The organism is Streptomyces crystallinus, assembly GCF_039521265.1.
GTDB classification, from domain to species: Bacteria; Actinomycetota; Actinomycetes; order Streptomycetales; family Streptomycetaceae; genus Streptomyces; species Streptomyces crystallinus.
Genome location: NZ_BAAACA010000016.1, coordinates 150,411 through 164,840 on the forward strand (window position 1 = coordinate 150,411; position 14,430 = coordinate 164,840).

General features: G+C 71.7%; 12 protein-coding genes. 4 read left to right on the forward strand and 8 right to left on the reverse strand.

All coding sequences use genetic code 11. The features are described 5' to 3' along the window. Window positions 1-2: 2 nt before the first annotated feature. From ABD236_RS16780 to ABD236_RS16790, 3 genes are all read right to left on the reverse strand, one after another. Entirely contained in the window at window positions 3-1,142 is a 1,140-nt protein-coding gene (locus ABD236_RS16780; protein ID WP_344074513.1) for a hypothetical protein, read from the reverse strand. Next, on the reverse strand, window positions 1,143-1,763 hold the full coding sequence (locus tag ABD236_RS16785; RefSeq protein ID WP_344074514.1) for a WXG100 family type VII secretion target: 621 nt from the start codon (window positions 1,761-1,763) through the stop codon (window positions 1,143-1,145). Window positions 1,764-1,871: 108 nt separating this feature from the next. After that, a complete protein-coding gene (locus ABD236_RS16790; protein WP_344074515.1) occupies window positions 1,872-2,354 on the reverse strand; it encodes a GNAT family N-acetyltransferase in 483 nt (160 codons plus the stop codon). A gap of 58 nt (window positions 2,355-2,412) precedes the next feature. Between ABD236_RS16790 and ABD236_RS16795 the strand changes: the two genes are divergently transcribed. Further along, entirely contained in the window at window positions 2,413-3,216 is an 804-nt protein-coding gene (locus tag ABD236_RS16795; RefSeq protein ID WP_344074516.1) for an exodeoxyribonuclease III, read from the forward strand. Between the two features lie 72 nt (window positions 3,217-3,288). On the opposite strand, the gene ABD236_RS16800 is transcribed toward ABD236_RS16795, so the two are convergent. From ABD236_RS16800 to ABD236_RS16815, 4 genes are all read right to left on the reverse strand, one after another. After that, window positions 3,289-3,474: a hypothetical protein gene (locus ABD236_RS16800; protein WP_344074517.1), complete on the reverse strand. Its 186-nt coding sequence runs from the start codon at window positions 3,472-3,474 to the stop codon at window positions 3,289-3,291. 110 nt (window positions 3,475-3,584) lie between these two features. Continuing rightward, on the reverse strand, window positions 3,585-4,472 hold the full coding sequence (locus tag ABD236_RS16805; protein ID WP_344074518.1) for an SDR family oxidoreductase: 888 nt from the start codon (window positions 4,470-4,472) through the stop codon (window positions 3,585-3,587). Beyond that, a complete protein-coding gene (locus ABD236_RS16810; RefSeq protein ID WP_344074519.1) occupies window positions 4,469-5,389 on the reverse strand; it encodes an alpha/beta fold hydrolase in 921 nt (306 codons plus the stop codon). Before ABD236_RS16810 ends, ABD236_RS16805 begins: the two co-directional genes overlap by 4 nt. Continuing rightward, window positions 5,386-6,951: a flavin-containing monooxygenase gene (locus tag ABD236_RS16815; protein ID WP_344074520.1), complete on the reverse strand. Its 1,566-nt coding sequence runs from the start codon at window positions 6,949-6,951 to the stop codon at window positions 5,386-5,388. The genes ABD236_RS16810 and ABD236_RS16815 overlap by 4 nt, the downstream gene beginning before the upstream one ends. A 222-nt stretch (window positions 6,952-7,173) precedes the next feature. Between ABD236_RS16815 and ABD236_RS16820 the strand changes: the two genes are divergently transcribed. After that, window positions 7,174-7,803, forward strand: coding sequence for a MerR family transcriptional regulator (locus ABD236_RS16820; RefSeq protein WP_344074552.1), 630 nt, complete (start codon window positions 7,174-7,176; stop codon window positions 7,801-7,803). Between the two features lie 229 nt (window positions 7,804-8,032). Here ABD236_RS16820 and ABD236_RS16825 read toward each other — a convergent pair whose 3' ends face one another. Then, window positions 8,033-11,320: a S41 family peptidase gene (locus ABD236_RS16825; protein ID WP_344074521.1), complete on the reverse strand. Its 3,288-nt coding sequence runs from the start codon at window positions 11,318-11,320 to the stop codon at window positions 8,033-8,035. Between the two features lie 152 nt (window positions 11,321-11,472). Between ABD236_RS16825 and ABD236_RS16830 the strand changes: the two genes are divergently transcribed. After that, window positions 11,473-12,048 (forward strand): TetR/AcrR family transcriptional regulator, encoded by a 576-nt coding sequence (locus ABD236_RS16830; RefSeq protein ID WP_344074522.1) that lies wholly within the window; start codon window positions 11,473-11,475, stop codon window positions 12,046-12,048. Window positions 12,049-12,145: 97 nt separating this feature from the next. Continuing rightward, window positions 12,146-14,368: an MMPL family transporter gene (locus tag ABD236_RS16835; protein ID WP_344074523.1), complete on the forward strand. Its 2,223-nt coding sequence runs from the start codon at window positions 12,146-12,148 to the stop codon at window positions 14,366-14,368. Window positions 14,369-14,430: the final 62 nt, after the last annotated feature.

Below are 14,430 nucleotides of genomic sequence, written 5' to 3' on the forward strand. Positions count from 1 at the left end.
GGTTACTTCCCTGCTGCCGGGATGCGTTCGGTCCAGGTCATGTGCTGTCCGACGGTGGAGAAGACGCCGTCGTCGCGATTGGTCTTCTTCAGCCAGTCGTAATAGCCCACGTAGTGGAGGAAGGACTCGTTGCTGGTCTTGTTCTTGAGCGTGTACTCGACGACGAGGGAGCCGTCGGGGTCCTGGCCCTTGACCGTGTAGTCCAGGGAGTACGAGCCGACGAACGCCTCGCCCAGGTGGTCCTCGTCGCCGGTGGCGATCGCGGGCAGGTCGGTGAAGACGAGCTTGCCCAGGGCGCCGAGCTTTCCGCCCTTGGAGATCGAGTAGTTGACGGTGCCCTCGTCGTTGCCGTCCTTGCGCCAGTTGGCGAGGGTGTCCGCGCGCAGCTGCTCCATGCTGACGCTGGACTTGATCAGCTCGGTCATCCGGTCGCCGTCGTGGTACTCGCGCTCGCGCGGCCCGCTGCCCGAGACCCAGTCCCAGCCCAGCGAGTACGGGTCGTCGCCCTGGCGGCGCGGATACGGGTCCTTGCCCTGCATCGCCAGGTCGAAGCGGTTGTAGTCGTCCTGGCTGATGGTGTTGGTCGTGTCGATGTTCGTGTGCCGCGGGTCGGTGTTGAACCAGTCGCCGAGCCCGATGTCCGACATCAGGGAGAAGGCCAGGTTCCGGTCGGCGACCACCCCGCGCTTCACGATGTCGACGATCTCCCGCTGGGCGCCCTCGATGGCCTTGGCGTCGTCCGAGTCCTTCTCGACCACCTTGCAGACGCCGTGGACCATGTCGGGGGAGACGGCGCCCTCGGAGTCGATGTACAGGCCGCGCTCCTGGGCACGCCGGACGGCGTCCTTCAGGTCCTTCTGCACGGCCTTGAGTTCGCCGAGCGCGTCGTCGAGGACCCCGATCGCCGCCTGTGCGACCTTGGCGGCCGCCTGGATCTGGCGCTCGATGTCGTCGATCATCCGCCAGGCGTACGGGGCGGCCGCGCCCTCCCAGTACCCCTTGTCGCGCAGCGGGGTCAGCACCTCGTCGTGGACCCGCTTGGGCAGCCCGGTCAGGTCCTTGTGGGTGGTGCGCCACTGGTCGGCGAGCTTCTGCAGCGGGCCGAGGTCGGTGTCCAGGATCTCCCGGTAGAACGACGGCACTTACAGCCCCTCCAGCTTCGAGCGGCGCGGGACGATGCCCTTGAGCGACTCGTCCACGGCGGCGTCGGTCGTGCGGTAGTCCCGCGCCCCCACGCGCAGGCTCTCGGAGATCCGGCCCAGCCAGCCGGCCACGGTGCCGGCCTGCTTCTCCCACTGCTTGGCAGCCGTACGGATCGCCTTGGCCGACTCCCAGCCGTCCATCGCCGCCGACGCCTTCTGCGCGGGGTCCTCCAGCGCGGCCGCGGGCTTGGTGAACGCCGTGTGGATCTCGTCCGCGCGGCCCGCCGCCGCGGTGAGGACGCCGGGCGCGATCCGCAGCGCGTCCTGGGGCGGGCCCGAGGGCGCGGCGGGCGGGTACGGCCCGAGCCGGAAGTCCGGAGTGGCCGCGAGCGGCGGCCCCTGGAGGGATGGGCCCTGGAGCGGCGGGCTCTGGAGGGGAGGCTTGAGCAGGGGCGAGCCGGTGAGCGGCGGCCCCTGCGGGAAGACCGGCGTGAGCGGGTCCACATAGCTGTCGGCGGGCGGGGCCTTGGTGACGCCCGCGGCCCACGCGGAGTGGTGCCGCTTCAGCTCGTCCGGCGACAGTGGCAGCTGGGACGGCTCGGGCAGTGTGTCGTCGCTCATGCAGGATCCCCCGTGTGGTGCGCGTGCGCTCAGCAGCCTAACCGCTGGCCGGGGATGGGCTCATGACAAGCCGGGACGGGTGCCGACGTGCCCGGCCGGCCAGCGGCGTCACGGCACCAGGGACTTGGCGTAGCAGATGCTGTTGTCGTGGAAGCGGTAGTGGCCGAACTTCTCGCAGACGGTGTAGCCGCTGGAGGCGTAGAGGGCGAGCGCCTCGGGCTGCTGGTCGCCGGTCTCCAGGACCATACGGGTGCGCCCGGCGGCGCGGGCGTCGGCCTCCAGGAGGGCGAGGATGCGGCGGGCCAGACCCCGGCCCCGGGCCTCGGGTATGACGTACATGCGCTTCAGCTCGGCGTCGCCGTCCGAGTAGCCCTCGGCGTTCTTGTCCTGGGTGCGCCAGCCGCCGGTGGCCACCGGGCGCTCCTGCTCGTCGTACGCGATCAGATACAGCCCGCGCGGCGGCAGGAACATGGAGGCGTCGAGCGGTGTGGCGTCGCCCTCGTCCTCGTAGCGCTCGGCGTATTCGAGCTGCACCTGGTCGTTGAGCTTCACGGCGTCCGGGTGGTCGTACCCCAGAGTGCGGATATTCATGCGCTACAGCGTACTTCTATGCAGGCGATCACGGGGACCGGGTGGGTAGGGTGCGCGGGTGCTCACTGTTACCACTGTGAATGTAAACGGGCTCCGCGCCGCCGCCAAGAAGGGGTTCCTTCAGTGGCTGGCCGCCTCCGACGCCGACGTCGTGTGTCTCCAGGAGGTACGGGCCGAGCCGCAGCAGCTCACCGCCGAGGTGCGCGAGCCCGAGGGGTGGCATGTGGTGCACGCCCCCGCCGCGGCCAAGGGCCGGGCCGGGGTCTCGCTCTACACCCGCCGCGAGCCGGAGCGGGTGCGGGTCGGGTTCGGCAGCGCGGAGTTCGACGGCGGCGGGCGCTATGTGGAGGCCGACCTTCCCGGTGTCACCGTGGCGAGCCTCTATCTGCCCTCGGGTGAGGCCGGGACGGAGAAGCAGGACGAGAAGTACCGGTTCATGGGGGAGTTCCTGCCCTATCTCAAGGAGCTCCGGGCGCGCGCCGCGGCGGACGGGCGCGAGGTCGTCGTCTGCGGCGACTGGAACATCGCCCACCGCGAGGCCGACCTCAAGAACTGGCGGGCCAACAAGAAGAACGCGGGCTTCCTGCCGGAGGAGCGCGAGTGGCTCTCGCGCGTGCTCGACGCCGCCGAGGGCGGTTACGTGGACGTGGTGCGCGAGCTGCACCCCGACCAGGAGGGCCCGTACTCCTGGTGGTCCTACCGCGGCCGGGCCTTCGACAACGACTCGGGCTGGCGCATCGACTACCACCTGGCCACGCCGGGCCTGGCGGCCCGCGCGGTCAAGGGCTATGTGGAGCGCGCCGCCACCCACGAGGAGCGCTGGAGCGACCACGCGCCGGTGACGGTGGCGTACGGCCAGTAGGAACGCGGGCGGGGACGCGAAAGCGGCGCACCCCGGGCCCGGGGCGCGCCGCTTCCTTCGCGTGGAGTACGGCTAGACGTCGTAGTCCATGTCGAACTTGTCCTGGGCCTGCTGCTGGGCCCGCTGGGACTCGTCCTGGCCCCTGTCCTGGGCCTGGCGGGACTGGTCCTGGGCCTGGCCCTTCTTGGACTGCATCGCCTGCTTGCCCTTGTTCTGGGCCTGCTTCGCCTTGTTCTGCATCTCGTCCTTGATGCCCATCGTGTGCACTCCTACGAGGATGTGAGGGGCCGGGTGCCGGGGCTGTTCCCGCGGCTCCGCCGGGCCTCGACCAGCGTGGCACGAGGGGACGCAAGGCGCATTTCGGTCAGTTACGGAAGGTCACGGAGGGTGCGTTCCTGCTCGTCGGCGGCGCCTCCCGCCCCCACGAGCCCCCGGCTGACCGCGCCGAGCCGGGGCTCGAAGCGGCGCATCTCGCGCTGCCCCACCGAGCCGATCAGCGCCGGCAGATAGCCGCGCACCGACTGCATCCCCCGCAGCCACCACTGCGCGTACACGTGCGAGGAGCGGCGCTCGACGCCCGCCACGATCCGGTCGACGGCCGGGCCCAGCGGATAGGTGCGGTTGGACGGCCACGGCAGCCGCTGGCGCAGCTCGCGCATCACCTCGTCCTGGTCCGCCCCGCGCACCATGTCCGTGTCGGTCCAGGACAGATACCCGACCCCGACCCGTACGCCCTTGTGGCCCACCTCGGCCCGCAGGCTGTGCGCGAAGGCCTCCACGCCCGACTTGGAGGCGCAGTAGGCGGTCATCATCGGCGCCGGGGTGATCGCGGCGAGCGAGGCGATCTGGAGGAAGTAGCCCCGGCTCTCCATGAGTACGGGCAGGAAGGCGCGGGCGGTGACCGCGCCGCCGATCAGGTTCACCTCGATCACCCGGCGCCAGGCGTCCGGGTCGGAGTCCACGAACGGGCCGCCCGAGGCGACGCCCGCGTTGGCGACCACGATGTCGACCTTGCCGAAGCGCTCCTTGACCTCGCCCGCGACCCGGGCCATCGCCTCGTGGTCGGTGACGTCCGCGAACCACGACTCGCACTCGGTGTGCAGCCGCGCCGCCACCCGCTTCAGCTCGTCCGGCTCCAGGCCGACCAGGGCCACCTTGGCGCCGCGCGCCGACAGCTTGCGCGCCAGCAGCTCGCCCACGCCCCGGGCCGCGCCCGTGACGACCGCGACCTGCCCCTCAAGGCTCACCCTGCTCATGCCACGTCCTCCTCGACCGTCACATACGTACGAACCAGTTCACGGATGCGTTCCGTGACGACTTCGGGGACCTCGACCGGGGTCATGTGGCCGACGCCGGTCAGCTCGGTGAGGCCCACGCAGACCGGCAGCGCCGCCGCGATCCGGCGGGCGTGCACCGGCGGGGTGAGCCGGTCGGCCGTGCCCGCCACCACGGCGGTGGGCACCCGCAACTCCCGCACCAGGGCGTCGATCTCCAGCTCGGCCAGCACCTGCGACCAGGCGTGGCGGGGGCCGCGGGCGCAGCCGTGCACGATCCTGGCGCACGCCTCTATCCGGTCCGGCGCGGCCCCGGGGCCCATCGTCGCGTACCGCAGGACCTTCTTGGCCACCGGCGTGACCGGCCCGAGCGGCGCCCTGGAGCCGAGGACCGCGGCGGTGAGGCGGGTGCGCAGCCGGCCCGGCCGCAGCGGCACCACCAGGGACTCGGCGACCAGCCGGGAGCTGCCGGTGGAGCAGAGCAGCACCGCGGCCGCGTGTTCGCGCAGCCCGGGGCGGCGGGCCGCGGCCATCAGCGTCATCCCGCCCATGGAGTGCCCGGCGAGCACCGCCTTCTCGCCCGGCGCGAGCGTCGCGGCCAGCACGGCCTCCAGGTCGTCGGCGAGCGCGTCGGCGGAGCACTGGGCGCTCGCGGCAGTACGGCCGTGGCCGCGCTGGTCGTAGACGACGACCCGGTGGTCGCCGGCCAGGGCGCGGATCTGCGCGGCCCAGAAGGCGGTCGAACAGGTCCAGCCGTGTGCGAGGACGACGGCCGGGGCGCCCTCGGGCCCGTGCACCTCGACGTGCAGCCGGGCGCCGTCGGCGGAGAGAGCGGTGAGCGTACGGGAGGGCTCGGGCGGGGCGAAGAGGCCCGAGGTGACGTGTGCGGGGCGTCTCACGAGGCCACCGCCTCGGGGGCGCCGGACGCCTTGCGTCCCTTGCGGGGCTCGGCCGCCGCCGGGGCGGGCTCGGCGGCCCGGGCGCGGACCACCTCGTACTCCCCGAGGTCGACCGCGCGGGTCTCCTTGCGGAACTCGCCGGTGGTGCCGGGCCAGATGGTGGTGTTGCGCCCGCTCGCGTCCAGGTACCAGCTGGTGCAGCCGCCGGTGTTCCACACGGTCCGCTTCATGCGCTCCTGGACGCGGCGGTTCCAGGCGCCGACGGCGGACGGCCGGGCGGCGAGGGCGACCCGGCCGCCGAGGACGTCCAACTGCCGCAGATAGTCGGCCATATAGCTGAGCTGCGACTCGATCATCAGGATCATCGAGGAGTTGCCGAGGCCGGTGTTGGGCCCGATGATCGTCATCCAGTTGGGGAACCCGGCGGCGGTGGCGCCGCGCAGCGACTCCATGCCGCCCTTCCACGCCTCCGCGAGGGTGTGCCCCTCGGCGCCGACCACGCGGTCGGCGATCGGCATGTCGGTGACGTGGAAGCCGGTGCCGAAGACGATCGCGTCGGCCTCGGTCTCGGTGCCGTCGGCGGCCACCAGGGTGGAGCCGCGCACCTCGCTGAGCCCGGCGGCGACGAGGTCCACATTGGGCTTGGCCAGCGTCGGGTAGTACTCGCTGGACAGCAGGATCCGCTTGCAGCCGATGCGGTAGTCCGGCGTCAGCTTGGCGCGCAGCGCCGGGTCCTTGATGGCCCGGGCCATGTTCCGCTTGGCCAGCGACTCCACCAGGCCCAGCTCGCCCGGACGCTTGGTGAACGCGCTGACCTGCAACTCCCTTATGCCCCACAGCAGTCCGCGGCGGGCGGCCCCGGTGAACGGCAGCTGCCGGTGCAGCCAGCGCTCGGGCGCGCTGATCGCCCGGTCGACGCGCGGCATGACCCAGGGCGGGGTGCGCTGGAAGAGGGTGAGGGTGCGCACCTCGGGCTGGATGGCCGGGACGATCTGGATCGCGGAGGCGCCGGTGCCGATCATGGCGACGCGCTTGCCGCGCAGGTCGTAGTCGTGGTCCCAGCGGGCGGAGTGGAAGACCTTGCCGGGGAAGGTGTCCAGGCCGGGGATCTCGGGGATCTTGGGGTCGGAGAGCGGGCCGGTCGCGGAGACCACGACGTCGGCGTGCAGCACCTCTCCGTTGCCGCACTCGATCACCCAGTACAGCTGCTCGCCGTCCCATCGCATCAGCGTCACTTCGTGGTCGAAGCGGATGTGCGGGCGCAGCCGGAAGGTGTCGGCGACGTGCTCCAGATAGGCCCGGATGTGCTCCTGCCCGGAGAAGGTGCGCGGCCAGTCCGGGTTGGGCGCGAAGGAGAACGAGTACAGGTGCGACGGTACGTCGCAGGCGCATCCGGGATAGCTGTTGTCCCGCCAGGTCCCGCCGACCGAACCGGCCCGCTCCAGGACGACGAAGTCGGTGATCCCCTCGCGCCGCAGCCGGACCGCGGCCCCGAGCCCGCCGAATCCGGACCCGATCACCGCCACCCGTACGTGCTCGGGCTTGCGCTCGTGCTGGGCCATGCCACCGCCTCCATGCAGGACGTCTGTGCGGAGAGTCTGTATGACGCGACTCTGCCAGTAATCACTGGCGCAATTGGGAGAGTAGAGCAGCGGCATACCGAGCGGTAGGGGTCCGGCCGGGGAAAGTTACTGGCGGTACAACATAGGCTGGCGGACGTGGCAGACGCAGGAGTGGAGAGCGGGCCCGGGGGCGGCGGACCGGCCGCGCCCCGCGAGTACCGCATGGAGGAGCTGGCCGCGAAGGCCGGCATCACCGTACGCACGCTGCGGTTCTACCGTGAGCGCGGGCTCATCCCGCCACCGCGGCGGGAGGGCCGGATCGCCTGGTACGACGAGCGGCATCTGGCCCGGCTGCACACCATCGCCGCCCTGCTCGAACGCGGCCACACCCTCTCCGGCATCGCGGACCTGACCGCCGCGTTCGAGTCGGGCCGGGACGCGGGCGAGGCGCTCGGGCTCGTCGAGCCGACCGAGGAGACGCCGGTCCGGCTGACGCCCGAGGCGCTGGCCGACCACTTCGCGGGCGAGGTGACGCCGGAGAACCTGGCGGCCGCGCTCGACCTCGGCTATCTCGCGGTCGACGGCGAGGAGATCGTCCACATCAGCCGGCGGCTGCTCGACGTCTCGGCCGCGCTGGTACGTGAGGGCGTTCCGCTGGCCGCGGTGCTCGCGGCGGGCCGCGAGGTCCGCGCCCACGCGGACGCGCTGGCGGCCCTGTTCGTCGACCTGCTCCACGCCCACGCCTCGGACCAGGACGTGTCTCGCCTCCGCCCGCTGGCCAAGCATGTGGTCGAGGCGGAACTGTCCCTTGCGATGGACCGCCGCCTGGCGGAGGGCGCGGACGAGGTGTGAGCCGGTCTGCGGGCCGGTGGCGGGCTGGCCGCGCAGTTCCCCGCGCCCCTAAACCCGCCTTCGTCTGCGGGCCGGTGGCCGCTTCTCGCGCAGTTCCCCGCGCCCCTAAAAGCCCCGGCTGACCGCAACCCCCTAGGGGCGCGGGGAACTGCGCGACCAGCCCACCACGCACCGGCAGACGAAGTCTGGTTTTAGGGGCGCGAGCAGCCACGGATCAGCCGCAGACGCATCACCTCGGTGGGAGCTCGGGCCGTCGCCGATCCGGAGTGTTCGTGTACCCGGGCGGCGACGCCGCCGGCGTGCCCGCGAGCAGGTCCAGCGCCAGCCGCACCGCGTCGTCCAGCTGGGCGTGGCGCCCCTCCGCCCAGTCCAGCGGCGTGCGCAGGATCTCCAGGTCCGGCTCCACCCCGTGGTTCTCGATCGACCAGTGGTAGCTGTCGAACCAGGCCGCGTTCATCGGCACCGTGATCACCGTGCCGTCCCCCAGCGTGTGGCGCCCGGTCATCCCGACCACCCCGCCCCAGGTGCGCTGGCCCACCACCGGCCCCAGGCGCAGCAGCCGGAAGGCCGCCGTGATCATGTCGCCGTCGGACGAGGTCGCCTCGTCGGCCAGGGCCACCACCGGGCCCCGGGGCGCGTTGGAGGCGTACGAGACCGGCTGGGCGTCCCGGGTCAGGTCCCAGCCGATGATCTTCCGGGTGAGCTTCTCGATCACCAGCTCGCTGATGTGGCCGCCCGCGTTGCCGCGTACGTCGACGATCAGCGCCGGGCGGGACATCTCCAGGCGCAGATCCCGGTTGAACTGGGCCCATCCCGAGCCGCCCATGTCCGGGATGTGCAGATAGCCACACTTTTCGCCGCTCAGCTCCCGTACCACCGCACGGCGCTTGGCCACCCAGTCCTGGTAGCGCAGCGGGCGCTCGTCCACCAGGGGCACGACCGCGACCCGGCGGGAGCGGCCCTCGCCCTCGGCGGGCTGGAAGGTCAGCTCGACCGTGGTGCCCCCCGAGCCGGCGAGCAGCGGGAAGGGGCCCGCCACCGGGTCCACCGGGCGGCCGTCGACATGGGTGAGCACCGCGCCCTCGCGGATGCCGGTGCCGGCCAGCGGCGAGCGGGCCTTGGAGTCGGAGGAGTCGCCGGGCAGGATGCGCCGCACCATCCAGCCCTCCTCGCGGTGCACGAAGTTGGCGCCGAGCAGCCCCTGGGGGCGCTGGTAGTGGGGCGGCCCCTCGTTGCGGCGCGCGGCCGAGACGTACGCGTGCGAGGTGCCCAGCTCGCCCAGCACCTCGCGCAGCAGGTCCGCGAACTCGTCGGGGGAGGCGACCCGTTCGACCAGCGGGCGGTACTGGTCGAGCACCGCCTTCCAGTCGATGCCGCACATCTGCGGCTCCCAGAAGTAGGCGCGGATGATCCGGCCCGCCTCGTCGTAGGCCTGGCGCCACTCGGAGGGCGGGTCGACCTCGTGCAGGATCCGGCGCAGGTCGAGGTAGATGGTGGAGTCGCTGTCGCCGGACTCGGTGGCGGGCACGGCCCGCAGGTCGCCCTCGTCCACGACCACCAGCCGGCTGCCGTCGCCGCTCACCGCGAACCAGTCGAGGTGGTCGACGAGTTCGGTCTTGCGGGCCTTGGTGATGTCGAAGTGCTCCAGGGTCGGGCGGCCCGAGGTGTCCGCCGGGTTGGCGAAGGTCTCGCCCAGCGCGCCCGAGATCGGCCACCGCAGCCACACCAGGCCGCCGCCGGAGACCGGGTGGAGCGCCGAGTACTTGGAGGCGGCCACCGGGAACGGCGTCACCCTGCTCTCCAGGCCCTCCACCTCCACGGTGACCGTGCCGTCGCCCGACTCCTCCAGCGGGTCGAGCCCGCCCGCGGCCGGGCGCCCGTCGGGCAGCAGCGCGAACGGCGAGGGGGTGGCCGAGGAGAGCGGGACGAGATACGGACGGCAGCCCAGCGGGAAGGAGAGGTCGCCGGTGTGCACGTCGTACACCGGGTCGAAGCCGCGCCAGGACAGGAACGCGAGATAGCGGCCGTCCCGGGTGAACACCGGGTTCTCGTCCTCGAAGCGGCCGTTGGTCACATCCACGATCAGCCGGGCGCCGGGGCCCGCGATCCGGGCCATCTTGATCTGCCGCAGTGAGCGGCCGATGCCCGGGTGGGACCAGGTCAGCCAGTTGCCGTCGGGGGAGAACGCCAGATCGCGGACGGGGCCGTTGAGCGAGCGGATCAGCTCGGTGACCTCGCCGTCGGAGTCCTCACCGGCGTCGATGAGCAGCAGCCGGCCGTCGTGCGAGGCGATCGCGAGGCGCTCGCCCTCCGGGTCGGAGAGCAGCTCCTGGACCCGGCCCAGCTCGCCGGAGGCCAGCCGCCGGGGCTCGCGGTCGCCGCTGGCGCGGGGGAGGTAGGCGATCTCGACCGCGTCCTCGCCGTCCGCGTCCGTCACATACGCCACCTGGCCGCCGGTGCCGAGCATCTCGGGCAGGCGCACCCGTACCCCCGCGGTGTCGGTGATCGTGCGGGCCGGGCCGTCGCGGTGGGTGAGCCAGTACAGGCTGCCGCGCACCACGATCGCGCTGGCCCGGCCGGTGGTGTCGACCGAGAGCGCGTCCACATGGCTGGCCGCGGGCACCTGGTAGGTGCGGCGCCCGGCGCGCGGACCGCCCAGGCGCACGTCCAGGCGGCGGGGCGCCGAGTCGGGGGTGAGCGCGTCCACGATCCACAGGTCGCCCGCGCACTGGTAGACCACCCGGCGCCCGTCCGAGGAGGCGTGCCGGGCGTAGTACTCGTCGTGGTCGGTGTGGCGGCGCAGGTCGGAGCCGTCGGGCAGACAGGAGTAGAGGTTGCCGACGCCCTCGTGGTCGGAGAGGAAGGCGATCCGGTCCGCCACGAACATCACCGAGTCGAGATGGCCGCCGATGTCCGGCAGCAGCCGCTTGCCGTGCAGCCACAGCCGGCCCATGGCGCCGCCCCGGTAGCGCTTCCAGGCGGCGGGCTCGTGCGGCGGCTTCCCGGTGAGCAGCAGGGTGCGGCGCTCGCCGTCGAGGTCGGCGCAGGCGATGTCGGAGACCGGGCCCCAGGGCAGCCGCCCGCCGGGGGAGCCGTCGGTGGGGACGCTGTAGGCCCAGGAGAAGTACGAGAAGGGCTGGCCGTGCGAGGAGACGGCCAGGATGTGGCCGTCGGGGGTCCAGCCGCAGACCCGGGTGTCGGTCGATCCCCAGTAGGTCAGCCGCCGGGCCGGGCCGCCCGCGACTGGGGCCAGATGGATCTCCGGGTCCAGGCTGCGCCAGGTCGTGTACGCGATCTGGCTGCCGTCGGGGGAGAACCGCGGGTGGCTGACCTTGGTGCCGTCGACCGTGACCCGCCAGGCCCGGGAGGGGCTGTGGCCGGCCGGGACGAGGGGCGCGACCCACAGGTCGTCCTCGGCGGCGAAGCAGAGCAAGTCGTCGTGCAGATGCGGGAAGCGAAGGTAGGCGCCGTCGGTGACGGGCGCCGGCTGCTGGTCGTCCTCGGGTGCGTCGCTCACTCGTCAATGCTTTCCGCGCCACGGGAGTGCGGCAACTTATGGACCCTGGGCAGTTGTGGCACAGAACACAAGCGAAACGATTTCGTTTCGCTCGATGAAGGCGTTACATTCGAACGAGTACGAAACCGTTTCGTTCGGATGGGAGGTCGAGAATGGCAAGCAGGCTCACGGCCGAACGTGAGGCAGAGCTGTACGAGTCGGTGCTCGACCTGCTGCGCGAGGTCGGTTACGACGCCCTGACGATGGACGCCGTCGCCGCCCGTACCCGCTCCAGCAAGGCCACCCTCTACCGTCAGTGGGGGAACAAGCCGGAGCTGGTCGCCCGTGCGCTGCGGCACAACAAGCCGTCGGCTCTCCATGAGATCGACACCGGCTCGCTGCGCCGCGACTTCCACGAGCTGGTCGGTCTTGAGGACGACTGCAAGCTGGAGAAGGACTCCGCGCTGATGCGGGGTCTGATGCACGCCGTCCACGACAACCCGGACCTCCACCAGGCGCTGCGCGAAGTGCTGATCGAGCCGGAGATCACCGGCCTCGACCAGGTGCTGCGGCGTGCGGTGGAACGCGGCGAGGTCCGCGCGGACAACCCCGCGCTCCCCTATGTCGTACACATGCTGGTCGGCGCCTTCGTCGCCCGGCAGCTCGTCGAGGACAAGGCGATCGACAAGGCCTTCCTCGGAAACTACATCGACGCCGTGGTCCTCCCCGCCCTCGGCGATCCCGTCTAGCTCCCCACCAACCTGCCCCACCTGACGTACGCCGCTCTCGTCGTCGGGCTGGTCATCCACGCCCTGTAAGCCAACGACCGATCGGGAGTACGCCCTCGTGGCCACGTTCCTCTACCGACTCGGCAGGTTCGCCTTCCGGCGCCGCCGCTATGTCGCCCTCGTGTGGGTGGCGCTGCTGTTCCTCGCCGGATTCGGCGCCGCGTCCGCCTCCACTCCTTCCGCCAGCTCCTTCTCGATGCCCGGCACGGAGGCCCAGAAGGCCTTCGACCTGCTGGAGCAGCGCTTCCCGGGAGGCAGCGCCGACGGCGCCACCGCCCGCATCGTCTTCAAGGCCCCGGCCGGCAAGACGATGAACGACCCGGCCAGCAAGGACCAGGTCAACAAGGTCGTCGCCGACCTGCCCAAGGGCTCGAAGCAGGTCGCCTCGGTGACCGACCCGTACCAGGCGAACGCCGTCTCCAAGGACGGCTCGACCGCGTACATATCCGTGAAGTACAAGGTCAACGGCATGGCCCTGGAGGACAGCGACCGCAAGTCGCTGGAGGACTCCGGCAAGGCCGCCGAGAAGGCCGGGCTCACCGTCGAGATCGGCGGTGACGCGCTCCAGGCCAAGCCCGAGACGGGCTCCGGCGAGATCATCGGTGTGGTGATCGCCGGCATCGTGCTGATGATCACCTTCGGCTCGCTGATCGCGGCCGGTCTCCCGCTGATCACCGCCATCATCGGCGTGGGCATCGGCGTCTCGACCATCACCGCGCTCGCCAACGTCCTGGACCTCGGCAACACCACCTCCACGCTGGCCTCGATGATCGGCCTCGCGGTCGGCATCGACTACGCGCTCTTCATCGTCTCGCGCTACCGGGCTGAGCTCCGCGAGGGCCGGGACCGCGAGGAGGCCATCGGCCGGGCCGTCGGAACGGCCGGTTCCGCGGTCGTCTTCGCCGGTCTGACCGTCGTCATCGCGCTGTGCGGCCTCGCGGTCGTCAACATCCCGATGCTCACCAAGATGGGCGTGGCCGCGGCCGGTACGGTCGTCATCGCCGTACTGATCGCGCTCACCCTGATCCCGGCGGTGCTCGGCTTCGCGGGCAAGCGCGTCTTCGGCCGCCGCACCCGCAAGAAGATGGAGGCCGGCACGGTCGAGGCCCCGAGCGAGGCCAAGCCGAACATGGGCACCCGCTGGTCCAGCTTCGTGCTGCGCAGGCCGATCTGGGTGCTGCTCGCCGGTGTGATCGGGCTCGGCGCCATCGCCGTCCCGGCCGCCTCCCTGGAGATGGGTCTGCCCGACGACGGCTCGCAGCCGACCTCGACGACCCAGCGCCGCGCCTACGACACCCTCTCCGACGGCTTCGGCCCGGGCTTCAACGGCCCGCTGATGATCGTCGTGGACGGCGCCAAGGCGTCCGGCGGTGCCAAGGCCGCGGCCGACCGCACCTCGGACACCATCAAGAAGCTTCCCGACGTCGCCGAGGTCATGGCGCCCGCCCTCAACAAGGAGGGCGACACCGCGACCATCACGGTCATCCCGAAATCCAAGCCGTCCTCCACGGACACCGAGGACCTGGTCCAGTCGATCCGGGACGCGGGCAAGGACATCAGGTCGCAGACCAAGGCCGAGGTCCTGGTCACCGGCGCGACCGCGATGAACATCGACTTCTCCCAGCGCATGAACGACGCGCTGCTGCCCTATCTGGCGCTCGTGGTGGGCCTGGCCTTCCTGCTCCTGATGGTGGTCTTCCGTTCCATCCTGGTCCCGCTCAAGGCGGCCCTCGGCTTCCTGCTCTCGGTGGTCGCCGCCCTCGGCGCGGTCGTCGCGGTCTTCCAGTGGGGCTGGCTCGGCGGGCTCTTCGGGGTGGAGAACCCCGGCCCGATCATGTCGATGATGCCGATCTTCATGGTCGGTGTGGTCTTCGGTCTGGCCATGGACTACGAGGTCTTCCTGGTCACCCGGATGCGCGAGGCCTTCGTCCACGGCGAGCGCCCGGGCCAGGCGATCGTGACCGGTTTCCGGCACGGCGCCCGGGTGGTCACCGCCGCCGCGGTGATCATGATCGCGGTCTTCTCCGGCTTCATCGGGGCCAGCGACCAGATGATCAAGATGATCGGCTTCGCCCTGGCGATCGCGGTCTTCTTCGACGCCTTCGTGGTCCGGATGGCCATCGTCCCGGCGGTGCTCGCGCTGCTCGGCTCCAAGGCCTGGTGGCTGCCGCGCTGGCTGGACAAGGTCCTGCCGAACGTCGACGTCGAGGGTGAGGGCCTGAAGGCCCACGCCGCCAAGGCGTCGGACGGCGACGACGACCGCGAGCTCGCGCGCGTCTGACCCGTCACCCCGTGACGCCCACGGCCTGTGGGGACGGGACCGTGCGGCCGGAGCCGGCCCCT